The 25,132-nt window shown below is 60.2% G+C and carries 23 protein-coding genes; 16 read left to right on the top strand and 7 right to left on the bottom strand.

The annotated features are described in order from the left end of the window. Positions 1-236: 236 nt before the first annotated feature. The 15 genes from rpsB (at position 237) to lpxB (ending at position 15,612) form a co-directional block, all read left to right on the top strand. Entirely contained in the window at positions 237-1,028 is a 792-nt protein-coding gene (gene rpsB / locus ACZ5RI_RS13835; protein WP_464513788.1) for a 30S ribosomal protein S2, read from the top strand. A gap of 84 nt (positions 1,029-1,112) precedes the next feature. Further along, positions 1,113-2,042, top strand: coding sequence for a translation elongation factor Ts (gene tsf, locus ACZ5RI_RS13830; protein ID WP_464513787.1), 930 nt, complete (start codon positions 1,113-1,115; stop codon positions 2,040-2,042). Between the two features lie 97 nt (positions 2,043-2,139). Continuing rightward, positions 2,140-2,865, top strand: a complete 726-nt coding sequence (gene pyrH, locus ACZ5RI_RS13825; RefSeq protein WP_464513786.1) for a UMP kinase — start codon at positions 2,140-2,142, stop codon at positions 2,863-2,865. Between the two features lie 141 nt (positions 2,866-3,006). Beyond that, entirely contained in the window at positions 3,007-3,567 is a 561-nt protein-coding gene (frr, locus tag ACZ5RI_RS13820; protein ID WP_464513785.1) for a ribosome recycling factor, read from the top strand. Between the two features lie 156 nt (positions 3,568-3,723). Next, positions 3,724-4,455, top strand: a complete 732-nt coding sequence (locus ACZ5RI_RS13815) for an isoprenyl transferase (protein ID WP_464513784.1) — start codon at positions 3,724-3,726, stop codon at positions 4,453-4,455. Continuing rightward, positions 4,452-5,336: a phosphatidate cytidylyltransferase gene (locus ACZ5RI_RS13810; protein WP_464513783.1), complete on the top strand. Its 885-nt coding sequence runs from the start codon at positions 4,452-4,454 to the stop codon at positions 5,334-5,336. Before ACZ5RI_RS13815 ends, ACZ5RI_RS13810 begins: the two co-directional genes overlap by 4 nt. Beyond that, positions 5,333-6,571 carry a 1-deoxy-D-xylulose-5-phosphate reductoisomerase gene (dxr, locus tag ACZ5RI_RS13805; protein WP_464513782.1) on the top strand — a complete coding sequence of 413 codons (1,239 nt, stop codon included), beginning with the start codon at positions 5,333-5,335 and terminating at the stop codon, positions 6,569-6,571. Before ACZ5RI_RS13810 ends, dxr begins: the two co-directional genes overlap by 4 nt. Positions 6,572-6,641: 70 nt before the next feature. Further along, the gene (locus ACZ5RI_RS13800) at positions 6,642-7,796 is read left to right on the top strand and encodes a M50 family metallopeptidase (RefSeq protein ID WP_464513781.1); all 1,155 of its coding nucleotides are present in this window, start codon (positions 6,642-6,644) and stop codon (positions 7,794-7,796) included. Positions 7,797-7,877: 81 nt separating this feature from the next. Beyond that, entirely contained in the window at positions 7,878-10,295 is a 2,418-nt protein-coding gene (bamA, locus tag ACZ5RI_RS13795; protein ID WP_464513780.1) for an outer membrane protein assembly factor BamA, read from the top strand. 4 nt (positions 10,296-10,299) lie between these two features. Beyond that, positions 10,300-10,935, top strand: coding sequence for an OmpH family outer membrane protein (locus ACZ5RI_RS13790; RefSeq protein ID WP_464513779.1), 636 nt, complete (start codon positions 10,300-10,302; stop codon positions 10,933-10,935). A 137-nt stretch (positions 10,936-11,072) separates the two neighbouring features. Then, positions 11,073-12,113: a UDP-3-O-(3-hydroxymyristoyl)glucosamine N-acyltransferase gene (gene lpxD / locus ACZ5RI_RS13785; RefSeq protein ID WP_464513778.1), complete on the top strand. Its 1,041-nt coding sequence runs from the start codon at positions 11,073-11,075 to the stop codon at positions 12,111-12,113. Beyond that, positions 12,106-12,585: a 3-hydroxyacyl-ACP dehydratase FabZ gene (gene fabZ, locus ACZ5RI_RS13780; RefSeq protein WP_464513777.1), complete on the top strand. Its 480-nt coding sequence runs from the start codon at positions 12,106-12,108 to the stop codon at positions 12,583-12,585. The genes lpxD and fabZ overlap by 8 nt, the downstream gene beginning before the upstream one ends. 12 nt (positions 12,586-12,597) lie before the next feature. Beyond that, on the top strand, positions 12,598-13,398 hold the full coding sequence (gene lpxA / locus ACZ5RI_RS13775) for an acyl-ACP--UDP-N-acetylglucosamine O-acyltransferase (RefSeq protein WP_464513776.1): 801 nt from the start codon (positions 12,598-12,600) through the stop codon (positions 13,396-13,398). After that, positions 13,398-14,231 carry an LpxI family protein gene (locus tag ACZ5RI_RS13770; protein ID WP_464513775.1) on the top strand — a complete coding sequence of 278 codons (834 nt, stop codon included), beginning with the start codon at positions 13,398-13,400 and terminating at the stop codon, positions 14,229-14,231. The genes lpxA and ACZ5RI_RS13770 overlap by 1 nt, the downstream gene beginning before the upstream one ends. A gap of 223 nt (positions 14,232-14,454) precedes the next feature. Next, positions 14,455-15,612 carry a lipid-A-disaccharide synthase gene (gene lpxB / locus ACZ5RI_RS13765; RefSeq protein WP_464513774.1) on the top strand — a complete coding sequence of 386 codons (1,158 nt, stop codon included), beginning with the start codon at positions 14,455-14,457 and terminating at the stop codon, positions 15,610-15,612. A 416-nt stretch (positions 15,613-16,028) separates the two neighbouring features. Here the strand turns inward: lpxB and ACZ5RI_RS13760 are convergent, their stop codons facing one another. Together ACZ5RI_RS13760 and ACZ5RI_RS13755 are read right to left on the bottom strand one after the other, a co-directional pair. Beyond that, entirely contained in the window at positions 16,029-16,700 is a 672-nt protein-coding gene (locus ACZ5RI_RS13760) for a TetR/AcrR family transcriptional regulator (RefSeq protein WP_464513773.1), read from the bottom strand. A 136-nt stretch (positions 16,701-16,836) separates the two neighbouring features. Then, positions 16,837-18,009 carry an iron-containing alcohol dehydrogenase gene (locus tag ACZ5RI_RS13755; RefSeq protein WP_464513772.1) on the bottom strand — a complete coding sequence of 391 codons (1,173 nt, stop codon included), beginning with the start codon at positions 18,007-18,009 and terminating at the stop codon, positions 16,837-16,839. A gap of 364 nt (positions 18,010-18,373) precedes the next feature. Between ACZ5RI_RS13755 and ACZ5RI_RS13750 the strand changes: the two genes are divergently transcribed. Further along, positions 18,374-19,288, top strand: a complete 915-nt coding sequence (locus ACZ5RI_RS13750) for a rhamnogalacturonan acetylesterase (RefSeq protein ID WP_464513771.1) — start codon at positions 18,374-18,376, stop codon at positions 19,286-19,288. Between the two features lie 499 nt (positions 19,289-19,787). Here the strand turns inward: ACZ5RI_RS13750 and ACZ5RI_RS13745 are convergent, their stop codons facing one another. From ACZ5RI_RS13745 to ACZ5RI_RS13725, 5 genes are all read right to left on the bottom strand, one after another. Continuing rightward, positions 19,788-20,399, bottom strand: coding sequence for a DJ-1/PfpI family protein (locus ACZ5RI_RS13745; protein ID WP_464513770.1), 612 nt, complete (start codon positions 20,397-20,399; stop codon positions 19,788-19,790). A gap of 141 nt (positions 20,400-20,540) precedes the next feature. After that, positions 20,541-22,082 carry a radical SAM protein gene (locus ACZ5RI_RS13740; RefSeq protein ID WP_464513769.1) on the bottom strand — a complete coding sequence of 514 codons (1,542 nt, stop codon included), beginning with the start codon at positions 22,080-22,082 and terminating at the stop codon, positions 20,541-20,543. A gap of 92 nt (positions 22,083-22,174) precedes the next feature. Then, positions 22,175-22,741 (bottom strand): protease inhibitor I42 family protein, encoded by a 567-nt coding sequence (locus tag ACZ5RI_RS13735; RefSeq protein WP_464513768.1) that lies wholly within the window; start codon positions 22,739-22,741, stop codon positions 22,175-22,177. A gap of 210 nt (positions 22,742-22,951) precedes the next feature. Then, positions 22,952-24,271, bottom strand: a complete 1,320-nt coding sequence (gltA, locus tag ACZ5RI_RS13730; protein WP_464513767.1) for a citrate synthase — start codon at positions 24,269-24,271, stop codon at positions 22,952-22,954. A 294-nt stretch (positions 24,272-24,565) separates the two neighbouring features. Next, complete coding sequence (locus ACZ5RI_RS13725) at positions 24,566-25,102, bottom strand: hypothetical protein (RefSeq protein ID WP_464513766.1); 537 nt, start codon at positions 25,100-25,102, stop codon at positions 24,566-24,568. Positions 25,103-25,132: the final 30 nt, after the last annotated feature.

Genomic DNA, 25,132 nt, shown 5'->3' with positions numbered 1-25,132 from the left:
TTACAGATGCCGCCTATGTCCTGGTTGGATGCACTTCATAATAGCTTATGGTTGTAATCGACGTGGAATTTGTGCGTCCGGCTGTCGCAAACAATCTTGCACAGGGGGCCGTCTGCCCCTATAACCCGCCCATTCCGCACGCGAGGCGGGTTCGCGGGGGTGTTCCCCGTGCCCCATCCGGTGCCCGAAAGGGTGACATCCTCGCGTAAGGTTAACCGGAAAAGGAAAGTAAGAACATGGCTTTGCCAGAATTTTCAATGCGCCAGCTCATGGAATCGGGCGCGCATTTCGGTCACCGCACCCAGCGTTGGAATCCGAAGATGGCGCCGTACCTGTATGGTGCGCGCAATGACATCCATATCATTGACCTGACCCAGACCATTCCGTTGTTGCATCAGGCCCTGGTGGCCATTCGCGACACGACGGCGGCGGGCGGTCGCGTTCTGTTCGTCGGCACCAAGCGCCAGGCGTCGGATACCGTTGCCACTGCGGCCAAGCGCTGCGCCCAGTATTATGTCAACCACCGCTGGCTCGGCGGCACGCTGACCAACTGGCAGACCATTTCGAATTCGATCAAGCGCCTGCGCACCATCGAAGAAATTCTCGGCGCGCCCGAAACCTCGGGCCGTACCAAGAAAGAAATTCTCATGCTGACCCGCGAGCAGGAAAAGCTTGAGCGTTCGCTGGGCGGTATTAAGGAAATGGGCGGCCTGCCCAACATGCTGTTCGTCATCGACACCAACAAGGAATCGATCGCGATCGCCGAAGCGCGCAAGCTGAACATTCCGGTTGTTGCCATTCTCGACTCCAACAGCAATCCCGATGGCATCTCGTTCCCCATTCCCGGTAACGACGACGCCTCGCGCGCGCTGGCCCTGTATTGCGATCTGGTTGCCCGTGCGGCGATCGATGGTCTGTCCGAGAGCCAGCTGGCGGCGGGCGTTGACCTCGGCGAAGCCGACATCCTGCCGGACGAAGCGCCGGTGGACGTGGTGGCCGAGGCTGCGACTGACGTGGCAGCGTCTTAATCGACCTGTATCAATGATTTCGGGCGCCACTCGGTCCACTGGGCCGGGTGGCGTTCGCAAAACCCCAATTCGACGGAGGATGTGATGGCGGATATTACCGCAGCGGCAGTCAAAGATCTGCGCGAAAAGACCGGCGTTGGCATGATGGATTGCAAGCGTGCCCTGACCGAAACGGGCGGCGATATGGAAGCTGCCATCGACTGGCTGCGCAAGAAGGGCCTGTCCAAGGCCGCCAAGAAGGCCGGTCGCGCTGCTGCCGAAGGTCTGGTTGGTATTGCCGCCAAAGATGGCGCTGCTGTTGCCGTTGAGATCAATGCCGAGACCGACTTTGTTGCCCGCAACGACGAATTCAAGGATTTCGTCAAGAAGGCTGCCGAGATTGCGCTCACTGTTGATGGCGATGCCGAAAAGCTGCTGGCGGCGCCGTTTGCCGGTACCGATACGGTTCAGCTCACCCTGACCAACCTGATCGCCAAGATCGGTGAAAACATGGCCCTGCGCCGCGTGCAGGCTTTGTCGGTCAATCCGGGTGTGGTCGCGACCTATGTCCACAGCGCTGTGACCCCGGAAGCGGGCAAGATCGGCGTGCTGGTTGCGCTGAAGTCGGAAGGCGACAAGGCGAAGTTGACCCATCTGGGCCGCCAGCTTGCCATGCACATTGCCGCCGTGGCCCCGCTGGCCGTGTCGGTCGAAAGCCTGCCGGCGGATGTCGTTGCGCATGAGCGTTCGGTCCAGACCGACATCGTCGCCCAGAAGAGCGCCGGTAAGCCCGCTAACATCGTCGAGAAGATGCTCGAAGGTGCGATGCGCAAGTTCTACGAAGAGAATGTGCTCTTGTCGCAGGTCTTCGTCATCGACGGCAAGGCCAAGATCGAAGACGTGCTGAAGGAAGCCGCCAAGGATATTGGTGCCCCGGTCGAAGTGACCGGCTTCGTTCGCTACAAGGTTGGCGAAGGCATCGAAAAAAAGGCGGATGATTTCGCCGAAGAAGTCAGCAAGCTGGCCGGCCACTGAAGTTTTACCCCCGCCCTGTCTTAACCGAGACAGGGCGGTTTCTTACCTGCTATACCTGTCCGCCGTATTTCGCGGACGTTTCTGCCGAGGGAAAAATATGTCGTCAAATTCGCCGAAGTTCCATCGTGTGATGTTGAAATTGTCCGGCGAAGCGTTGATGGGGGATCAGGCATTTGGCATCGATATGCCGACCGTTGATCGCATTGCTGCCGACATTAAAGACGCCGCGCTGACCGAAACCCAGATCTGTATGGTGATCGGTGGCGGTAACATCTTCCGCGGGGTTTCCGGTGCCGCCAAAGGCGTCGAGCGTACCACCGCCGACTATATGGGCATGCTGGCCACGGTGATGAATGCCCTCACCATGCAGGCCGCGCTCAACCGCATCGGGGTCGAATGTGTTGTGCAGTCGGCCATTCCGATGAACATGATCTGCGAAACCTATACCCATCGCAGCGCCATTCACCATCTGAACCGTGGCCGCGTGGTGATCTTCACCGCCGGTACCGGTAATCCCTTCTTCACCACCGACACGGCGGCCGCTTTACGCGCCGCCGAGATGGACTGCTCGGCGATCCTGAAAGCCACACAGGTTGACGGTGTATATGACGCCGATCCGAAGAAGAACCCGAATGCCAAGCGCTATGACACGCTGACCTATCGCGATATGCTGGCGCGTGATCTCAAGGTGATGGACGCTGCCGCGGTCAGTCTGGCGCGCGATAATGGTATTCCGATTGTGGTCTTTTCGATTCACGAACCGGGTTCTTTCTCGGGCGTTCTGCGCAGCGAAGGTCGTTCGACAATTATCGCTGGCGAGTAATCGCACGGCTGGCCAGACGCCTCATGGGGCTTGATCTGGATGGCCGCATTTTACGTTTTTATGCGGATAACCCGCCCGCACACTTGTTCCGGGCGGCGTTACGCGTAATTCTATGACCCCTGATCGGATTGGGAGGAATTTATGCCTGCAACATATGACAAGGACGATTATAATCGCCGTATGAAGGGCGCTGTCAGCGGCCTCAAAGGGGATTTGGCGGGCCTGCGCACCGGGCGGGCCAGTCCTGCGCTGCTCGATCCGGTTAACGTCGAGGCCTATGGCAACCGCATGCCGATCACGCAGGTTGGTACGGTATCGGCGCCGGAATCGCGCATGCTCACGGTCCAGGTCTGGGATAAGGGCATGGTTAAGGCGGTCGATAAGGCGATTCGGGATTCCGGTCTGGGCCTCAATCCGCAGATCGATGGCCAGTTGTTGCGGATTCCGATCCCCGAACTCAACGAAGATCGCCGTAAGGAACTGGTCAAGCTGGCCCACAAATATGCCGAACAGGCCCGTGTCAGCGTGCGCAATGTCCGCCGTGACGGTATGGATCTGCTCAAGAAGCTGGAAAAAGACCATCACATCAGCCAAGACGAGCAGCACAAGTTTGGCGACGAGCTACAAAAATTCACCGATGGTGCGATCGGCGAGATTGATAAGATGCTCGAAGGTAAAGAACGCGAAGTTATGCAGGTGTAGTGCACTGGCCTTGTATTAACCGGCGCATCAGGCCAGCATGGGTTGCCTTTTGGACTAGCTTTCAGGCAGGTCGTGTGGGCGGACGTAGCGGGTAGCGGGCGACGGCCGGAAACGTGTTTCCCTATCGACCGGTTCTCAGTGAACAGTGGAGTGTGAATGGCCCCCACCAGCCAAAAACCCTTGCCGCGTCACGTTGCCATTATCATGGATGGTAATGGCCGTTGGGCGAAAAAGCGTCATCTGCCCCGTCAGGCGGGGCATGTCGCCGGGGTCTCGGCTGTGCGCGAGGTCGTGCGCCAGGCCTGTGATATTGGTCTGGAAAACCTCACCCTTTATGCGTTCTCGTCAGAAAACTGGAAGCGCCCCCCGACCGAGGTCGGGGCGCTGATGGGGCTGTTTCGGCTCTATTTCCAGAAAGATGTCGACGAGCTGATCGGCCGCGGCGTCCATATGCGCATTATCGGCAGCCGTTCGCGGGTGGCCGATGATATCCGTAGCATGATCGAGGATGCGGAAGGCCGCACCAAAGCCAATCACGGCCTCAATCTGACCTTTGCCTTTGATTATGGCGGCAAGGAAGAAATCGCCGCTGCCGCCCGTGATCTGGCGCGCGAGGCCGCCGAAGGCCGGCTTGATCCCGAAACCATTACGCCGGAAATGCTCTCAGGCCGCCTGTTCACCGCAGGCACGCCGGAACCGGATCTGGTGATCCGCACCTCGGGCGAGCGGCGGCTTAGCAATTTCCTGCTCTGGCAGTCGGCCTATGCCGAGCTGTTGTTTGTCGATACGCTGTGGCCGGACTTTGGTCGTGCGGCGTTTATGGAGGCGCTGGCGGCTTTTTCCCAGCGTGAACGGCGCTTTGGTGCCTTGCCGGAAGCCGTAGCGTGACTGGATCGGACGAGAGCATTTCAGAAAGCAGCCCGGCGGGCGCGGCGGATTTGTCTGCCGAGGCCGCGAAACGGCGTCGTGACTGGGTCGCCCGTCCGGTGTTTGGCGTTCTGCTGGCCGCGCTGGCGCTGGCGGCACTGTTTGTCGGCACCTGGTCGGTGGCGGCACTGGCAGCCTTGGCCAGTGCGCTGGCGATGCGTGAATGGCATAAGATCGTCAGTGGCCATCCCTCGCGCGTCACCGGTTTCAGCATCGCGGCCATCGTGTTTGCGCTGGCCGATTTCCTGTTTTACGGCCGGATCTGGCCCGCGGCGCTGGTCTTAAGCGTGGCGGTGATCGCCATTGCCGCCTTTCAGGCCGCCCGGCGCAATCACCCGTTATGGCATGCTGCTGGCACGCTGTATCTCGGCATTCCGGCGCTGGCGCTGGTGGCGCTGCGTGGTCTGCCCCATGGCAGCTGGCTGATCCTGTGCCTGTTCCTGATGGTGTGGGCCACCGATACCGGCGCGCTGGTGGCGGGCAATCTGATCGGCGGGGCCAAGCTTGCCCCGAAAATTTCCCCCAACAAGACCTGGGCCGGTTTCTTCGGTGGCGTGGCCGCGGCGGCGATTGTCGCGGTGGTGATCGCGCTGATCGTCGGCGGCCGGGTCGGGCTGGCGGCGGCGTTGGGCGCTGGGCTGGCGGTGGCGGCCCATGTTGGCGATCTGTTCGAGTCAGCCTTCAAACGCCGCTTCCGCGTCAAAGACAGCAGTGATCTGATCCCCGGTCACGGCGGGGTACTGGATCGCATCGATTCCACCCTGGCGGCGGTTGCCGTTCTGGCCGTGACGATTTTTGTTTTTCACCTGAATCTTGATTCGTTATTGGGAGTTCACCCATGAAAGCGCTTGCCGCTCGTCGTCACCCTGCCTCTGCCCTCTCGCTTGACGAGGTGCTGGCCAGACGTTTGACGGTTCTGGGTTCGACCGGTTCGATTGGCGTTAACACGCTGGATGTGGTCGCCACCGCCCGCAAGACCTATGGCAAGGATGTCTTTCCAATCGTGGCGCTGACCGCCGGCAGTAACGTCAAGCTGTTGATCGAACAGGCAAAGTGCGTGAAACCGGCCCTGGCGGTGATCGGCGACGAACGCCACTATCAGGAACTTAAAGACGGTCTGTCCGGCACCGGGATCGAAATCGCGGCCGGGCGTCAGGCCATCATCGCGGCGGCGTCGCGCCCTGCCGATATGGCCATGGTGGCGATTATCGGCGCGGCGGCGATCGAGCCGGCACTGGCGGCGGTATCGCGCGGCACAGCGCTGGCGCTGGCCAACAAGGAATGTGTGGTGGCGGCGGGCCATGTCTTCGGCGCGGCCATCGCCAAAAGCGGTGCGCTGGTGCTGCCGGTTGATTCGGAACATAACGCGGTCTTTCAGGTTTATGGCAGCTCGGGCGAGGCCGAGGTCGAAAAGGTGACCCTGACCGCGTCGGGCGGGCCGTTCCGCGACTGGGATGTCGAGCGTATGCGCGCCGCCACGCCGGAGCAGGCGGTGGCCCATCCCAACTGGTCGATGGGGGCCAAGATCTCGGTCGACAGCGCCACCATGATGAATAAGGGGCTGGAGCTGATCGAGGCCCATTTCCTGTTCAATCTGCCGCCGGAAAAGCTTGATGCGGTGATCCACCCCCAGTCGACGGTGCATTGTCTGGTCACCTATACCGATGGCTCGACGCTGGCCCATCTGTCGGCCCCCGATATGCGCACGCCGATTGCCCACGCGCTGGCCTGGCCGCAACGCATCATTTCCGGCTCGCGTAAGCTCGATCTGGCCGCGCTGGGCCAGCTTACCTTTCAGACGCCCGATCCGGTGCGCTTCCCGGCGCTGGCCATTGCGCTTGAGGCGATGCGGATGGACGGGGCGGCGACCACAATCTTAAACGCCGCCAATGAAGTGGCGGTGGCCGCTTTCCTCGAACGCAAGATCGGCTTTCTGGAAATCCCCCGCGTGGTCGAACGGACACTGAACGAAAGCCCGGATGCTGCCGCCCGGGCGGATAGCTTAAGCGCGGTGCTGGCCGTGGATGCGGCGGCGCGCGAACGGGCCGCTGCGGTGTGCCGGCGGATGATGGTGTAACGGCAGTTTGTTGAAATGGGGCCGTCGGCCGGGCGCTGCCCGGTCCGGTCGGTGATGGATGGATGAATGAATGTCGGCTTGGCTGCATGACGTGATTACCTGGGCGCCATTGGGACTGCCAGCCTTCGTGGTGGTGGTCTCTTTCGTGGTGTTCTTCCATGAACTGGGCCATTTTCTGATGGCGCGGGCTTGCGGCGTGGGGGTTGACGTCTTCTCCATCGGTTTCGGTGGTGAGATTTTCGGCTGGAACGACCGTAAAGGCACGCGCTGGAAGGTGTCGTGGCTGCCGCTGGGTGGCTATGTCAAATTCGTCGGGGATGCCGGTGCCGCATCGACCCCGGACAACGAGGCCATCGCCGAGATGACCGAGGCCGAGAAGGCCGTCGCGTTCCACCTCAAGCCGATTCTGTCGCGCGCACTGGTCGTGGTGGCCGGTCCGGTGGCCAATTTCCTGCTGGCGATCGTATTATTTTCGGTGCTGTTTATCTATCCGGGGGCCAAGGCGCTGTCCTCGACGGTGGGGGCGGTGTCGCCCCGTTCCCCGGCGGCCGAGGCCGGATTGCAGCCCGGCGACCATATCAGCGCCATCGACGGCTATAAGATCCGCATGTTCGCCGAACTGCATGCCGCGGTTGACCATCATCTTGCCGGGCATCGCACCGAGCCGATGACACTGGTCGTGCAGCGCCCCAGTTATCGCCAAAATCAGAGTTTTACGGTCCATCTGACCCCGCGCCAGATCGACAATAAAGACGCCTTTGGCATGGCAATCCGCACCATGGGGATGGGTGTTTCCCCGCCCGAGCCCAGCCCGGAAAACTCGGTATATATTCCGCTTTCGCCGTGGCGGGCGCCGATTGCCTCGACCAGCCAGTGCTGGTGGATCGCCGATATGTCACTGACATATGTGTGGCGAATGATCTCGCATCAGGCCGATACCAAACAGTTGAGTGGCCCGGTCGGAATGGCGAAGATGGCGCGGTCTGCCGCGTCTTACGGGATTTATGATCTTTTCTATCTCATAGCTTTCATTTCTGTAAGCATCGGTCTAATCAACCTTTTTCCGATTCCCCTGCTCGACGGTGGGCATCTTCTGTACTATGCATGCGAATTGGTGCTGGGCCGTCCGCTAAAAGAGCAGGTCCAGGAGTTCGGTTTCAGGGTTGGGCTGTTGCTGGTTTTGGGTTTGATGGTTTTTGCTACATTGAACGACTTGATCCGGTAGCAACTTTTTCCCATTCTCCTCCCCCACGCCGGGGCGCTTGTATTGCGCTTCTCGGATTTTAGGCAGGTTAGAAACGTGTTGATGAACGCAAATTCCCTGTTTTCCCGTGTGCGTCAGGCACCAGTAAAATGTGCTGCCCCGGCCCGTATGGGGGTGGCAACCCTGATGATGGGGGCTTCTGCGTTCGTCCTGTTCGGGGCGGCGGCATTGGCACAGCAATCCTCCGGGCCCGCGCGCCGCGCGCCGGCGCCGGCTTCGGCGGCACCGTCGAGCGAAGTGCTTGGCGTTATCCGGCGTTTGGCGGTGACGGGGGCGCAGCGTATCGAGCCGGCCACCGTGCTGTCCTATATCACCCTGCACGAGGGGGACACCTACAGCGATCAGGCTGGCGACAAGGCCCTGAAGGCGCTTTATGCCACCGGGCTGTTCTCTGACGTCAAGATTGCCTGGGACAATGGCACCCTGACCCTGCATGTCGCCGAAAACCCGATCATCAATCAGGTCGATTTCGAGGGCAATTCCAAGGTCACCACCAAGGATCTGGAAAAAGAAGTTCAGCTGCATCCGCGTCTGGTCTTCACCCGCGCCAAGGTGCAGTCCGATGTCCAGCGCATTATCGAGCTGTATCGCCGTAATGGCCGGTTTGCCGCGTCGGTCAATCCGCAGATCATTCAGCGTCCGCAAAACCGCGTTGACCTGATTTATTCGGTTGTGGAAGGCCCTTCGACCGGCGTGTCGCGCATCACCTTCTCGGGCAACAAGGCGTTCAGCGATGATGTGCTGCGCACCAAGGTTGTCACCGAAGAATCGGCCTGGTGGCGCATTCTGTCGAGCAACGACAATTACGATCCTGACCGGCTGATGTATGACCGCGAGCAGTTGCGCCGCTATTATGTCAGTCAGGGTTACGCCGATTTCCGCGTGGTTTCGGCGGTGGCCGAGCTGACGCCGGATCATTCGAGCTTCTACATCACCTTCACGGTGGACGAGGGCAAGAAATACAATTTCGGCAAGGTCGAGATTGTCTCCCACGTCAAGGAACTGCCGTCGCAGGCGTTGCGCCCGCTGGTGCAGATCAAAGACGGCGACCTGTACGACGAAGACCGCGTCAGCAAAGCCAAGGACGCACTGGTCAACGCCGTGGGGACCAAAGGCTATGCCAACGCCGATGTGAATTTGCGTTTGCGCCGTGATCCGGACAAGCACACCATCGACGTGCTGATGAATATCGAACAGGGCCCGCGCGTCTATGTCGAGAAGATCAACATCACCGGCAACACCCGCACCCTCGACAAAGTCATCCGTCGCGAGCTGCGTCTGACCGAAGGCGATGCCTTTAACCGTGAACTGGTCGATCGTTCGCGCACCCGTATTCGCGCCCTGGGCTTCTTCCAGGATGTGTCGATCAAGAATTCGACCGGCTCGCGCCCCGACCGCACCAATCTGGACGTGGCGGTGACCGAAACCTCGACCGGCGAGTTGTCGGTTGGTGCCGGTTATTCGTCGAGCTATTCGTTCATCGGCGAAGTGGCCTATACCGAGCGCAATATGTTTGGTCGCGGCCAGTATTTGCGTGCCTCGATCGCGGCGTCGACAGTGTCGAAGCAGTTCCAGGTCAGCTATACCGAGCCGTGGTTCATGGATCGTCCGCTGGCCGCCGGTGTCGACCTCTACAAGATGGTCACCCAGTATAATCAGGCCGATTATCGCAGTGACGTCACCGGCGCATCGTTCCGTATCGGCTTCCCGACCTCGGAATATGGCAGCGTCGGTCTGCATTACACCCTGCGTTTCAGTCAGGTGAACGCCTATTCGAGCGCGTCTTACGCCGTGACTTCGGCGGTGGGTAACCGTGTTACCTCGGCGATCGGCTATTCGTTCTATTACAACACGCTGGATGACGCGATGAAGCCGACCTCCGGCTATCTGTTCTCGTTCAACCAGGATCTGGCCGGCTTCGGCGGTACGATGAAGTACCTCAAGACGGAAACCTCACTGACCACCTATCGCAAACTGATCGGCGATGACTATGTCGGTTCGCTGACGCTGTCCTCGGGCTTCCTGCAGGGCTATGGCGGCACCGCCGTGCCGATTCAGGAGCGCTTCTTCAAGGGGGGTGACGATTTCCGCGGCTTTAAGATCGCCGGTATCGGTCCGCGTGACACGGTGGTCAGCGGCAGTTACGGCGCGGTCGGTGGTGACTTCTATGCTGTCGGTTCAGCGCAGATTCGCTTGCCCGACTATCTGCCCGCCGATTACGGTATGAAGTTCGCGCTGTTCTCCGATTTCGGTACGTTGGGCCAGACCCAGGGCCTCAGCCGGACATGTTCTTCCAGCATGTGCATCAAAGACAATCTTGCCTTCCGCGCCTCTGCCGGTATTGCCATCTCCTGGAAGTCGCCGTTCGGCCCGGTGCAGATTGCCTTAGGCCTGCCGATTGCCAAGGCGAAATACGACAAGACGGAAATCATCCATTTCAGTGCCGGTACGGGGTTCTAAATCCATGATGAAGACAAGTTTCCATTCGCGCCGTCTGATTGCGGCTGGGTTGTTCCTGGGCAGTCTGTTTTTTGCCGCTGCGCTTGGCGATACGGCGATGGCCGCACCGGCCACACCGCCCGCGGGCGGGGCCCCGGCGGCCCGCATCCTGATGGTCGATTTGCGCCGCGTGATGGCCGAATCCAAGGTCGGCCACGACATGCAGCGTCAGGTCGAAGCCCTCAACAATCAGGTTTCCGGCGATCTGAAGGCCGAGAAAGCCAGCCTGCAGAAGGAGCAAGTCGCCCTTCAGCAGCAGTCGGCCATTCTGGCTGCCGATGTCAAAGCCCGCCGTATTAAGGATTTCGAGACCAAGGTCGCGTCCTTTCAGGACAAGGTCCAGAAGCGCGGTGCGATGATCCAGGGCGGCGTGATGAAGGCCCAGTCCCAGATTGAACAGGCCCTCGGCCCGGTTCTGCAGGGCGTGATGCGCGAACGTGGTGCCACCATTTTGCTGGATCGTTCCTCGGTCCTGCTCGGCATTAATGGTATCGATATGACCAGCGTGGTTATTCAGCGTCTGGATATGAAGATGACCTCGGTTAAGGTCGAACTGGCGGCGCCCCCGGCCCAGCCGGGTGCACCCCAGGGTGCAAGGTAAGACGGACGTTGTATCTGGCTTCTTTCTGAAAACGGGTTTCCCGTGTTCGCATAAGAAGTGCGTTGGATATGAAAAACATGTGTCTGTTTTGACCCGCCGGTCAAAGCAGACATATGGCGTTTAAAATGGACTGATCCATGGCTGATTCACGCTTTTACGAAAACCTGGGCCCCTTCACTTTGTCGGCGCTGTGTCAGGCGATTGGCGTGGCGCTGCCACCCGGCGCGCCGGGGGATGCACCGGTCGCCGATCTGGCGGCTTTAAATGGTGCCGGGCCGGGCCAGCTGGCCTTTTTTGTCGGTGGCAAGCGAACCGCCAGCGATTTTTGCCAAACCAACGCGGGCTTCTGTCTGGTGCCCGAAAATCTGGGGCGGGTTACGGCGCCGGCCAATACGGTTTTGATCCCCTGCGCCTCGGTCCAGCATGCTTTTGCCGCGGCGGCTTTGCTGTTTTATCCCGATGTCGAGAAGGCCTTTGCGCCATCACTGGCGATCGATCCTACGGCGGTCATCGGTGCGGATGTGGTCTTTGGTGCCGGTGTGGTGATCGGGCCGGGCGTCGAAATCGGTGCCGGCAGCCAGATTGGCGCCAACACGGTGATTGGCCGTGGCGTCAGCATTGGCCGCCATTGCGCCATCGGGGCCAATGTTACGATCAGCCACAGCTATATTGGCGACCGCGTCACCATCCTTTCCGGTGCGGTGATCGGCGAAAAGGGCTTTGGCTTTGCCTCCTCGGCTGACGGCCACGCCATGATTGCCCAGCTCGGCCGCGTTATTATTCAGGACAAGGTTGAGGTTGGTGCCAACACCACCATCGACCGGGGTGCTTTAAGCGATACTGTGATCGGTGAGGGGACGAAGATCGACAATCTGGTGCAGATTGGTCACAACGTACATGTTGGGCGCCATTGCATTATTGTCTCGCAATGCGGTATCTCGGGCTCCAGCGAACTGGGCGATTTCGTTGTGTTCGGCGGTCAGGTTGGCATTGCCGACCATTGCCGGATCGGGACGGGGGCGCAGCTTGCGGGCCGCACGGCGCTGACCACGGGTCAGGTGCTGGAAGCGGGTCACAATTACGCCGGCGTACCTGCCAAGCCGCTGATGGACTGGATACGCGAATTGTATGCCGTGGCGGCATTGATCAAGAAACCGAAGCGAGACCAACATGACTGATACTGCAGGGCAGCCGATTGAGCTCGATGTCGAAGACATCAAGAAGCTCTTGCCGCACCGCGCCCCGATTTTGCTTGTCGAACGTCTGCGGGACATTGTTCCGTTTGAAAGCGCCACCGGCATTAAAGCGGTCAGCATCAACGAACCCTATTTTATGGGCCATTTCCCGTCCTTCTCGGTGATGCCGGGTGTGCTGATCATCGAGGCCATGGCCCAGACATCGGGCGCGCTGGTGATGTATTCGATGGGTCAGGAAGCCGGTGAAAACATCGTCTATTTCATGACCATCGAAAAGGCGCGTTTCCGCAAGCCGGTGCGTCCGGGCGACATGCTCGAAATGAAGGTCAAAGCCATCCGTCGCCGCGGGCCGGTGTTCCGTTTCGCGGGCGAGGCGTATGTTGACGGCAATCTGATGGCCGAGGCCGAGTTCAGCGCCATGATTTCGGTGCCGGTCAAAGCCGAAGAAAAGTAACAGGCAGTATATATGAAAATCCATCCCTCAGCTGTTGTTGAAGATGGGGCAGTCTTAGGGGCCGAAGTTGAAGTCGGCCCCTTCGCGTATGTTGGCCCCAAAGTGCGTTTAGGCGATGGCGTGCGGCTTCTGCCCCACGCCACGGTCATGGGCGAAACCACCGTCGGTGCGCGCAGCCTGATCCACCCCGGTGCGGTGGTGGGCGACGAAGCCCAGATCCATGGCAATGACGATACCGGCATGCGGCTGGAAATCGGCGAAGACAATGTCATCCGTGAAGGTGTGACGCTGCATTCCGGCAGCCAGAAGGGCCATGGCGTCACTGTGATCGGTTCGCACAATCTGTTCATGGCGGGCAGCCATGTCGGCCATGACTGCGTGATCGGCAACCATGTCACGCTGGCCAACAACACGCTGCTGGCCGGGCATGTCACCATTGGCGATTATGTGCTGACCGGCGGTCTGTCGGCGGTGCAGCAGTTTGGCCGTATCGGCAAGGGCGCCATGCTGGGCGGCGTGTCGGGTGCCAATGAAGATATCATCCCCTATGGCATTGCCCATGGCGCGCACTGCAAGCTGGCGGGCCTCAACCTGATCGGTATCAAGCGCCGCGGGGTGCCGCGCAGCTCGATCCATGCCTTGCGCCACATGTTCGAGATGATCTTTCTGGCCGATGATGCCGCGTTCGCCGACCGTGTTGCAAACGCAAAGGCCGAATTTGGCACCGTGCCGGAAGTGGCCGAAGTCATCGCCTTTATCGAGGCCCCGGCCCGTCATCCCATCGCCAAGGCCTGGCGCGGGGCGGAAGGCTGATGACCGGCGCGCTCGGCATTATTGCAGGGGGCGGCGATCTGCCTTTGGCGGTGGCCGAAGCCGCCCGTGCGGCGGGCCGTGATGTGTTCATCGTCGGGCTGACCGGTTCGGCCGATGACCGCATCGAAGCCTTGCCCCATGTTTGGGCGGGCTTAGGCGAGGCGGGTAAAACCATCAAGGCGCTGCAAAATGCGGGCTGCACCGAAATGCTGATGGTCGGCAAAATTCAGCGCCCGAAATTCTCCGAACTGAAGCTGGACCTGCTGGGTATGCGGGTGGCCCCGCGCATCGCGGCGGCGGCCCGGCTGGGCGATAACGCCATTCTGGATACCCTGACGGCGATCTTTTCCGAAAAAGGCTTCCGGGTGCTCAGCGTGACCGAGGCCGCACCAAGCCTGCTGGCTCCCATCGGCCCGATTGGGGCCCACCAGCCCACCGCCGATCAGCACAAGGACATTGCCAGGGCGCTGGCCATTGTCCACGCCCTGGGGGCGCTGGATGTCGGTCAGGCGGCCGTGGTGTGCGATGGGCTGGCACTGGCGGTGGAAGCTGCCGAAGGCACCGACGCTATGCTGGGCCGTATTGCGGCCCTGCCCGAGCATTTCCGGGGCAGTGCGCTGCGCCGCCGTGGCGTGCTGGTCAAAGCGGTCAAACCCATTCAGGATGGCAAGACCGACCTGCCGGTGATTGGCGTAACCACGGTGGAACATGCCGCCGCCGCCGGGCTGGCGGGCATTGCGGTGGAAGCCGGGCGCGCCCTGATCCTGAACCGCGCCGGTGTGGTGGAAACCGCCGACCGTCTTGGCCTGTTCGTCACCGGTATTGCGGTATAGGCTGGCGATAGTTTTGGCCTCCTTCGACAAGCTCAGGAGGATGGCTCAGGATGAGGGTGCCGAATAAGTAAACAAAAAAGACCTCATACTGAGCTTGTCGAAGTATGAGCCCGCCCGAAGTCTGTGTTTAAGTCGAAGCGGGTCTTACTCATCCCCCCTCACCCTGAGCTTGTCGAAGGGTGAGCCCGCCCGAAGGGTGAGACCACACAGCGGAAAATAAGCCATGAAACCGTTACGTCTGATGATCGTGTGTGGGGAGCCCTCGGGCGACCTGCTTGGTGCGCAACTGATGGCGTCGTTACGCCAGATCACCGGCGGGGCGGTCGAGTTCTGCGGTGTCGGTGGCGAGGCCATGGCCGCGCAAGGGTTTCAGACGTTATTCCCGCTCGAAGCCACCTCGGTGATGGGCATTATCGAGATCGTGCCGCGCATTCCACAGATCCTTGGCCTGATCGGGCAGGTGGTCGGCTTTGCCGTTGCCGCCAACCCCGACGCGGTCATCATCATCGACAGCCCGGAATTCACCCAGCGTGTGGCCCGCCGCATTCGCAAGGCCGCGCCCGAGATTAAGATCATCAATTACGTTGCCCCGCAGGTCTGGGCCATGCGGTCCTATCGCGCCAAAGCGATGGCGACATATCTTGATCTGGTGCTGGCGCTGCTGCCGTTCGAGCCGCCGTTCTTTGAAAAATATGGCTTGAAATCGGTGTTTGTCGGCCACCCGGCGGTGGAACGCGCCACCAAGATGGTGGGCGGTGCGCAATTGCGTGCGCGCCTTGGCATTGCGCCCGATGCGCCGTTGCTGGGCGTGCTGCCCGGCAGCCGCAATGGCGAGGTGAGCCATCTGCTGGAGCCCTTCCGCGCGGCTGTGGCGCGTGTCGCGGCGGCTGTGCCGGGGCTGGTGACGTTTATTCCGCTGGTGCCGCATGTGGCGGACCGGGTGCGGGCAGGCACGCGGGAATGGCCCGCGCCGCTGCACTATATTGAAGGCGAGGCCGATAAATTCGCCGCCTTTGCTGCCGCCGATGTGGCACTGGCCGCGTCGGGTACGGTGACGACCGAACTGGCGCTGTCGGACACGCCGACCGTGGTGGGCTATCACGTCGCCCCGATCACCGCCGCGCTGGTGCGCCGGTTTATTCATGTGAAGTATGCCAGCCTGACCAACCTGATCGCCGATGCCGAAGTGATGCCCGAATTTATTCAGGGCAATTGCACAGCGGAAAAATTAAGCGATGCGGTGATTGCGCGCTTTACCGATAAGGCTTTGCGTGATCGTCAGTGTGCAGACCAACACGCCGCCATGCAGGCCATGGGGCTGGGTGGCCAGCCTCCGTCCCTTAGGGCAGCAAAGGCCGTGGTGGAGTTTCTGGGGAAGTGAATCCTTCTCCTCCCCCGTTACTATGGGGGAGGAAATGTGTGGCGCGCACAAACCTGTCATCCCCGGCGAGGGCGAGCGGTAGCGAGATCGAGGGAAGGGGATCCAGTTGTTTCTGTCACTTGTATCTCAAAAAATGTCGTGATGTGATTTGTCAGAGGTGCAAATGCGGATGCACCTGGTTTGCCTTCCCTCAAACGGATTGCTGCGCAATCCGTTCTCGCCGGGAATGACAGTTATCAGTGTACGGACAATTTGAAACGTCTCTTCCCCCGCTTTATGCGGGGGACGTCCGCGGGCGCATTTGGCGCCCGCGGGATGGGGGCAAACTCACCACCGCCCCCACCGTCTTGCTCGCTACTGCTCGCAAGCCACCTCCCCCGTAGTAACGGGGGAGGAGACGTGATGGGGCGGCGCGGCTACCCCAGCTTGGGTGGTTCGGCCGAGATCAGCCCGTCGATAATCACATCAATCGACCAGGCGCTGCGTTCGACGCTGGTGCCGCTGACCAACGGCCCCAGCTGGGCGTGGATGTTGGGAAACTCCGCCGGCGACAGCCCCCCCATGGCGGCGGACACGCGGCTGACGCCCCGGTCCGGTTCGACCTTCAGCGTGGTCTCGGCGGCGGCGGCGGTGACATAGAGCATCAGCAAATCCAGCCCCCATGCCGCCACGGCATCGGGCACGCCGCCTTCGTTCATCAGGGCCAGCATGATTTCGCACCAATGCAGCGTTTTCGGCCCAATCGGGATGGCGGCAAGGGCCAGCTGCGCCAGCCCCGGCGTGGCAATCAGCAGTTCGCTGTAGGCGACCAGTATGGATTTCAGCCGGTCACGCCACAGCCCGGTGGCGGGCGGATCGGGAATAACGCTGAGCGCCGCTTCCAGCATGGCGCTGCGCAGATCGTCAAAATTCTGGAAATAGACGTAGAGCGAGGCCGGGCCGGTATCGAGCGCCGTGGCAATGCGCCGAAGCGTCAGCCCGGCAAAGCCATCCGCCTTCAGAACCGTCAGGCCGGTCGCCACAATGGCGTCACGGCTTAACGGGGCTTTGGCGGGGCGGCTGCGGCGACTGGGGGCGGGTGTTTTCATGCCAGCAGCGTACGTGCGCGAACACTGTTCGTCAAGAACGCCGTTCGCCTGGGCGCGGACTGCGGGCGAAAAAAAGGCCACCCCTGAGGGTGGCCAGTGTCTTTCGATGCAACAGGGAGGGGAGAGAATGCGGCGGCTAATCCCGCACCAAAGCCGCCTGAAAAATCTTGACCACCTGATTGAGGGTGGCGGTGCGTGGATTGGTCAATTGGCAGGCGTCTTTCTTGGCGTTCTCGGACATGACTTCCAAATCCTGTTCCTTGACGCCCAGAACCGACAGATCTTTGGGAATGCCGACATCTTTGGCCATGCGGCGGATGGCGGCGATGGCCTTCTCGCCCGCTTCGACATCGGTCAGGCCCATGATGTCCTCGCCCAGCGCCACGGCGACATCGGCATAGCGCGACGGGCAGGCAATCAGGTTATAGGCGCAGACCTCGGGCAGCAGGATGGCGTTGCACACGCCGTGGGGCAGATTGTAGAAGCCGCCCAACTGGTGGGCCATGGCGTGAACATAGCCCAGACTGGCATTGTTGAACGCCATACCAGCCAGATATTCGGCATAGGCCATGCGGTCGCGCGCCTCGATATTGCCGCCATGGGCCACGGCGGGGCGCAGCCAGTCGGATATCAGGGTGATGGCCTTGATGGCGCAGGCGTCGGTAATCGGGGTGGCAATGGTCGAGACATAGGCCTCGATCGCGTGGGTCAGCGCATCCATGCCGGTGGCGGCGGTCAGCGATGGTGGCATATCCACCATCAGCAGCGGATCGTTGATTGCCACCGTCGGGGTGCAGCGCCAGTCGACAATCGCCATCTTCACATGGGTGTCGGTGTTGGTGATGATGCAAAACCGCGTCATCTCGCTGGCGGTGCCGGCGGTGGTGTTGATCGCCAGAAACGGCGGCATCGGTTTGACCGATTTGTCGAGGCCTTCGTAATCGCGGATATGACCGCCATTGCCCGCCACAATGCCAATACCCTTGGCGCAATCATGCGAGCTGCCGCCGCCGAGCGAGACAATGCCATCGCAGCCATTGGACTGATACACGCCCAAACCGTCATGCACATTCTTGTCGGTGGGGTTGGGATCGGCACCGGGAAATACAGTTACCGCCAGACCGGCAGCTTCCAGCAGTTTGCGGATACGGTCGGCGTGGCCCAGCTTGACCATGCCGGCATCGGTCACCAGCAAAATGCGTTTGGCCCCCAGCGCCTTGGCCTGGGTACCGGCATCCTTGGAACAGCCCACACCCATCAGGGCGACCGTCGGGGTATAAAAACCATAGGTCTGTTCAGCAGGGATCATCGGTTTCTCCTGGGTGGGGTGAACGGGTGTCTGGCGCTGACTATACGGCGCTGGGCGTGGCTTGCGCGGTGGTGGCGCGGGATAGCGTTTCCGCACCCTTAAAATGCTTGGTAAAATCCGTGTGCGTATTATCGCCGGAATTGCGCGGTTATTTTCGCCATTCACATTTTGTCAACGCTGTGCGTTTGCCAAAAGTTTACCGCGCCGCAAAATTGCCACCCCGTCAGCGCTTACCCCCGGCCTTACCGCTCAAGTTTTCGTGCACCGGCAGCGGGGCCGCTGACAGCGAGTGGGGCCTGTGTTATAGGGTAAAAGTAACCGGTGTCATAACGCGGTATGGATAACAAAACAGGGGGATATTCTGGTGAACGTTTTTGCGTATTTTTTGATGGCCGGGGCGGCGATGCTGCTGCCCGCTTTGGCACAGGAGCCGACCCATCTGCCCGCCCCGCCAGCGGCGGCCCAGCCGCCCGCCGTGACCGATGTGGCCGAACGCGCGGCGGTTAAACCGATCAATGCGAAGAAAATCATTCTGGTCGGCGATTCCACCATGCAGGTCGGCAGTGGCTGGGGCGGGGCTTTCTGTGCCCATCATCTGTCGTCCTTCGTGTCGTGCATCAATCTGGCCCGCGGCGGGCGCAGCAGCTTCAGCTATCGCGCCGAAGGATCGTGGGCGCTGGCGCTGTCGGAAATGAAAACGCCGGGCTACAGCAAGATTTATGTGCTGATCCAGCTTGGCCATAACGATCAGCCGGGTAAGCCGGGCCGCTCAACCGATCTGTACACGGAATTTCCCGCCAATCTGGCCCTGTATGTCAAAGAGGCCCGCGCCGCCGGGGCCATTCCGGTGCTGGTGACGCCGCTGACGCGCCGCTCGTTCAAGGATGGCTCGCTGCAGGATGATCTGAAGCCGTGGGCCGATGCCGCGATCACGGTGGCCAAAGAGATGGAGGTGCCGCTGGTCGATCTGCATGCCGTATCCGGTGCCGCGGTGCAGAAGATGGGGCCGGTGGAGGCGACAAAACTGGCCGAAATGCTGCCACCGCGCTATGTGCTGGACGCTGCCGCCAAAGGCACCACGATCAGCGCCACGCCGGAAGAATCCAAAGCCCCGGTTGACCTGAAAGCGACCGAGGTGGTGGAAACCCCGCAGGGGCGGCCCAGCATCGTGTTCGACTACACCCATATCGGTGACAAGGGGGCCGATATTTTCTCGGCCGAGGTTGCGGCCGAGCTGGCCCGCGTGGTGCCTGATCTGCGCCGGGAACTGTATCCATAAGCACCAGATCATCTGCAAATAACAAAAAAAGGCGGGAGGTTTTCCCGCCTTTGGTTTGCTATTCACCGATGGTTTTATTCTGCAGCCTGATACAGTTCTGGGTGCGCTGTGACGCCCCTCCGGTGCAAAGTCGCGGACGCGATTACGTCCCGCCTGAGCTTCGCCTTTGCGGCTGAATTAGAAATAAATTACGGCAAGATCGTAATAGTTGTTGAGAGCATTCTCACCGGCTTCCCCATGTGCCTCTGTTATGGCAACGTCGCTTCAGGCGTAGCAGCACGCAACATAGCGCGACAAAAATGGTGACAGACGTCAGCCAATCAGGCAACGCTGGGATGATGGCATCCGCCAAGAGCAGGCCACAGAGCAAGGTGACCAGCGCCAGCTCAAGGATATCAATGCGGGTGCGTTGCCTTTCTTGTGGCAGATCATCTGGGGGCACGGTGCTGCTGCCCGATCTGCGCTGAAATCTGTATCCGTAAGACATATTCAAGGACTCCTATGCTTCGGTGTAGGGCGGCTGCGGCTCATACTGTATGGCGCGCTGGACCTGACGGGCAAAGTCCGGTGTATAGAGCTGACCCACCAGCCACAATGCCATGTCGATACCGGCGGAAACGCCCGCCGCGCTGACCAGATTGCCATCCTGGACAAAACGGCAATCATCGCGTACCGCTTTGGCTTCGCCACGGGCTTTAAGGGCTTCAACAAAAGCCCAGTGCGTGGTGACGGTTTTGCCCCGTGCCGGGCCTGCAGCGCATAGCAAAAGCGCCCCGGTGCAAACCGATGTCACCCATTCTGCCGCGGCGGCCGTTTTGGCGATCCAGGCCAGCAGCGGCGGATTGTTGACCTCGCGCCGGGTGCCCTGACCGCCGGGGATCAGCAGAATGGCAAGCGGCGGGGCGCTGGCAATGTCGGTATCGGGTCGTACGCGCAAGGCCTTGGCACAGCGTCGCAGGCCTTTGTTTTCCGCAATCAGTAAGGGCCGATAGACGGTCAGCCCTGCGGCTTCGGCTTTGTTCGCAGCGGTGGCAAAAACTTCCCAGGGTCCGACAAAATCAAGCTCCTCGACATCGTCAAACACCAGAATACCAATGTGTTTTACCGCCATGCTGCCGCCCTTTTCGACCATACGCCCGTGCGGGTGCTCTATACACGCTGCACGGGTGACTGGCTATGGCGTGGCGTTTGGTGTGAAAAAAAAGGCGGGAAGGTTTCTTCCCGCCTTTGGCGTTGCCCGGAATCTGAGGGCTTATTCTGCCGCCTGATAGAGCTCGGGGTGGCTGGTGGCAAAGGCGGGGGCAATGTCCCGGACCCGTTCCAACACCGCGCGGGCTTCGTCTTTTCGGCCAGACTGCAGGAAGACCACAGCCAGGTCATGATAGCTGTCGAGCACTTCTGCGTCCGCCGCACCCTTGCGGTCCGCCAATTCAACGGCATGGCGCAGCATAGCAATGCCGGCATCCGACTGGCCCATACTGTGCAATACAACCCCCAGACCTTTGGTGGCATAGATGTCGTCAGGGGCCAGTTCGAGCGCCCTTTCGTTGATCTTGCGGGCGGTCTCAAAGTTACGCAGCGCGTAAGACGCAAAACCATAGGACCCCAGCGCCGCTATATCGTTGGGCTGGCGTTGCAGATAACGCTCGAAGGCCAGCGCGGCGAGCTGATACTCCCCCTCCTGCAGATACCCATCGGCAATGCGGTGCAATTCCGACGCTTCGCTTACCGTATCGAGAATAGCTTCAGCGCGGCCCAGCGCCAGATTGTAGGAACAGTAATCATTCTCGGCATAAATCGACTGATGCATGGTTAGTCGTGTATTGGGGCAGCCCCCGAGGCAGACATCACCATAGCCGCAGCCCGCACAACGGCCGCTAAGCTGTTTCTTGGTAATGGTGCGGCTCCAGGCAAATTTTTCCGGATCATGCCAGATTTCTGCCAGCGGCCGTTCGCGAATATTACCTTCGATGAAGCTGCGGTCGCGGATCGAGGTACAGCCGAGAATGTCGCCATTGTGCAGAATGCCGAAGCTGCGTTTGCCCGCGTTGCAGCCGATCCAGGAAATCGGTTCGTCGGAGCGGTTGGCGCGGGTGCGGGCTTCGATTTCTTTCACGCTGTAATATCCCAGGCAGTCGGCGGGAAAAATCGACATGTCAGGATCGGTGCTGTGCTGATGAATAAAGTCGATGATACGGTCGATGGATTCCGGCGGCAGAACCATGTCGATATTCTCACCATGGCCGAGGTTGCCCATCGGCAGCCCGATCTGCAACTGCCAGACCTCTACGCCGGCGGTGTGCAGCGTGTCGTAGATTTCTTCAAGCCGGTCAATATTGCGGCGCTGCACCGTGGTGATAGCGCCAGCATCAATGCCTTTGGCCGCCATCGTTTTCATCGCGATGATCGCCCGGTCGAAAGCCCCTTCGCGGCGGATGAAGTCATGCACGTCACGCGGCCCGTCCAGACTGACAGCAAAAGTGCCGATCCCCGCGTCCTTCGCGGTGTCGATGATTTCTTCCGTACACATCCAGCCATTGGTGATCATGTTGGGGATGACACCACGGGCGCGTAAGGCGCGCACCAGTTGCGGCCAGTCCTGACGGATAAGCGGTTCGCCACCCGACAGCGTAATCCATTTGAGGCCGAGATCGCCGATATCTTCGCACAGAGCCAGCGCCTCGGCTGTGTTCAGTTCCTCTGGTAAGGGTTTGGCGCAGGACGAGCCGCAATGCTTGCAGCGCATGTTGCAGCCCATGGTGATTTCCCAAACCGCGGTAATCGGATTGTCCATCTTACTCCCCCTGAATGTGACACAGCGCTATTCGTTTTGATAAAATACAGGCGCTGCCGGGGCGAACCCCGGCAGGTATTTCTTTGTACGGATTATTTCTTCTCAGGTTTGGTAACGACGATATACATCGGCACGATCTGGTGGTGCGGCGGGATGCCATAATCGGTCACCGGCGGGAAGCCGTAAGGCATAACCGGCATACCGTACAGTGTGCGGCATTCGCCGGTGCCGGTCGGTGCGCCGTATTTGGTGGTGCAATTGGCACTGCTGTGCAGAACGACCTTGCCTTCATGCTCGCCTTCGCAGGCGATATAGGCCAGCGGCGCGAAGGTGTTGCGCCCGGCTTCGCTCTTGGCGGCATCGGCGGGCGAATCCGTGATTTCGACGGTGTCTTCCTGTTTGTCCGCAGGGTCTTGCGGTTCCCACACCCGCAAAAGCTCAAAAGCCAGTTTGCCCTTGCCCTTGGCAATGCCGGCGAAGGTGAAAGTGTAGGTCACCGGGCCGCCGTATAGAGGCAGCTTGCTGGATACTGTGGTGGTAATATCGACAAGGCCCAGGCCCGCCGGCAGGGCGGTCAGAACCCACGTGTAGCCCGTACCCCCGTTGGCGACGAGCGAGACATTCAGACAATTGCCGGTCTGAACGACATAATTTGTCATGATACACCCCTAATTGCAGGAAGCAGGCAGAGTAATTTCCGCGTGCGGCTGTGGGTATATTCCCTATATTCTATCTTAGGTAGTATATTCGCATGAATTTTTTGTGGTTATTGTCGGATGGTATGGGGTGTTTCCTGCTAAGGTGCTGTGAATACAACAAAAAAGGCGGGAAGGTCTCTTCCCGCCTTTTCGCACGTATGGGGCTGTGGCTTAGCCCGCGATGGGTTTGCGCTTCTTGATCGGAACATAGTTGCGCTTCTTCGACCCGGTATAGATCTGGCGCGGGCGACCGATCTTCTGATGCGGGTCTTCCAGCATTTCCTTCCACTGGGCGATCCAGCCCACGGTGCGGGCCAGTGCAAACAGCGCGGTGAACATGCTGGTGGGGAAACCGATCGCCGCCAGCGTGATGCCCGAATAGAAGTCGATATTGGGATAGAGCTTCTTCTCGATGAAATACTCGTCCTGCAGGGCGATGCGTTCCAGCTCCATCGCCACCTTTAACAGCGGGGTTTCAATCCCCAGCTCGTCGAGCACGGCGTGGCACTGCTTCTGCATCACCTTGGCGCGCGGGTCATAATTCTTGTAGACGCGGTGGCCAAAGCCCATCAGGCGGAAGGGATCGTTCTTGTCCTTGGCGCGCTTGATGAATTCGGGCACGCGGTCGACCGAACCGATCTGCTGCAGCATTTTCAGCGCCGCTTCGTTGGCACCGCCATGGGCCGGGCCCCACAGACAGGCGATACCGGCGGCGATGCAGGCGAACGGGTTGGCCCCCGACGAGCCAGCCAGCCGCACGGTCGATGTCGAGGCGTTCTGTTCGTGATCGGCGTGCAGGATGAAGATGGTGTCCAGCGCCTTGGCCAGCACCGGATTGACGACATATTCCTCGGACGGCACCGAGAAGCACATGCGCATGAAATTCTCGGTGTAACCGAGCTTGTTCTGCGGATAGACGAAGGGGTGGCCGGTGGAATAGCGGAAGGCCATCGCCGCAATCGTCGGCAGCTTGGCAATCAGCCGGTGGCTGGCCAGTTCGCGCTGGGCCCTGTCGTTAACGTCCACCGAGTCGTGATAGAAGGCCGACAGCGCGCCAACAATGCCGCACATGATCGCCATCGGATGGGCGTCACGTCGGAACCCGCGATAGAACGCGGCCAGTTGTTCATGCACCAGCGTGTGGTGGGTGATGGTGTTATTGAAATCGCCCATCTGCTGCTCGGTCGGCAGCTCGCTGTACAAAAGCAGATAGCAAACCTCGAGGAACGAGGATTTTTCCGCCAGCATCTCAATCGGATAGCCGCGATAGAGCAGCACGCCCTTGTCGCCATCGATAAAGGTGATGTCGCTTTCGCAGGCGGCGGTCGAGGTGAAACCGGGGTCATAGGTGAAAAAGCCGGTCTCTTTATAGAGATTGCGAATGTCGATGACATCCGGCCCCAGACTGCCGGACAGCGTCAACAATTCATAGGATTTGTCCCCGAGGATCAGGGTGGCCTGATCGGCGGGAATGGCCTTGCTCTCTCTCATCATTCGTCTCCAAATCCGGTCATGGGACCGGTATGCAATTATCCGATGAGAGAGACTATAAATTGGTTACCAAGGTCAAGTCATCTAATTTCATGCCTTGCCGGGCGCAGGGCATGAAAATTAGGCAATCTTGGTACTGATACGCAATAAAGTCTTCTTTTGACTTGATAAAACGCTTCTGGGTTGAAATGGTGCGGGCGGTGGGCCGCCCGCCCTATTTATAGCGCCCCCAGCCATCACAGGCACCCTCATCCCGTGCCCGGCAGAGGGGGGAGGGGGGCAATAAAATCCGCCTCACCCCGGTTCGGGGTACATCCGTTGCAGGCTGGCGGTCAGCCGTTCGATGGCCCCGGCCCAGATGTCGAGCCGGTCGCGTAAATCCCGTATGTGGGGTGCATCGCCATAGGCCGTGCGCAGATACCAGACATTGCCGCCTCCGGTGCAATCGACCTTCAATTGGAGCTGGTCGGCCAGATCGCTGACGTAATAATGCGCCAGCCGAATGATGTCGGCCTGCGGCATGCGGGCAAGGCGGATGTCGGTCCAGACCTGACCGTTGGCGGCAATGCGGGCCAGCCGGGCCGGATGGGACCGCCACACCAGTGTCAGATGGTGGCCATAAAGCGGGCGCACCCCGCTGGGTTCCAGCCGGGTCAGAAAGTGCCGCAAGCGCCCCGGTATATCGGGATGCAGCGCGGCCATGGCGGCGAAGAAGCGCTGCGATGCGTATTCGGCATTATCGTCGATCAGCGCGCAGGCGGTTTGGACCAATGACGGCGGGACGACATCTTCACACGGCAAGGTAATCCCGGCGGTGGTGGTGTGTTTCATGACAAATCCCCGAAGGGTGGCCTTTAAGGT

The organism is Micropepsis pineolensis, from assembly GCF_055392125.1.
This window is presented reverse-complemented; position numbering and strand designations above follow the sequence as displayed.